This is a genomic window from Pseudomonas sp. ICMP 3272 (genome assembly GCF_001466905.1).
Taxonomy (GTDB): Bacteria; Pseudomonadota; Gammaproteobacteria; order Pseudomonadales; family Pseudomonadaceae; genus Aquipseudomonas; species Aquipseudomonas amygdali.
The window spans coordinates 1-231 of record NZ_LKEK01000032.1; the positions used below are offsets into that span (position 1 = coordinate 1).

Here is a 231-nt window from a genome sequence, read left to right on the forward strand (position 1 = left end):
GGCTGTCGCCACGCTGCCAATGGAACCTGACCTGTATCCGCGCCAGCTCGTCAGTGAACACTTCCTCACCTTCCGGCCCGACCACGATGGCGCTCAGCGGGCCGTTAATGCTCGGGCGCGCAACGGTGATCGGATGCCGATAGGGGATCTTGTGGCGAATGCACACGAACTCGTTTTTGTAGCCCGCGCTTTCGTCCGACAGGTAATTATTGCTGCCCTCATGCTTGACCG

1 pseudogene is annotated in these 231 nt (G+C 60.2%); it reads right to left on the bottom strand.

Annotated features, from left to right (window positions below):
* Positions 1–231 (bottom strand): annotated as a pseudogene (locus AO068_RS03860) (type VI secretion system tip protein VgrG); the annotation flags it as partial.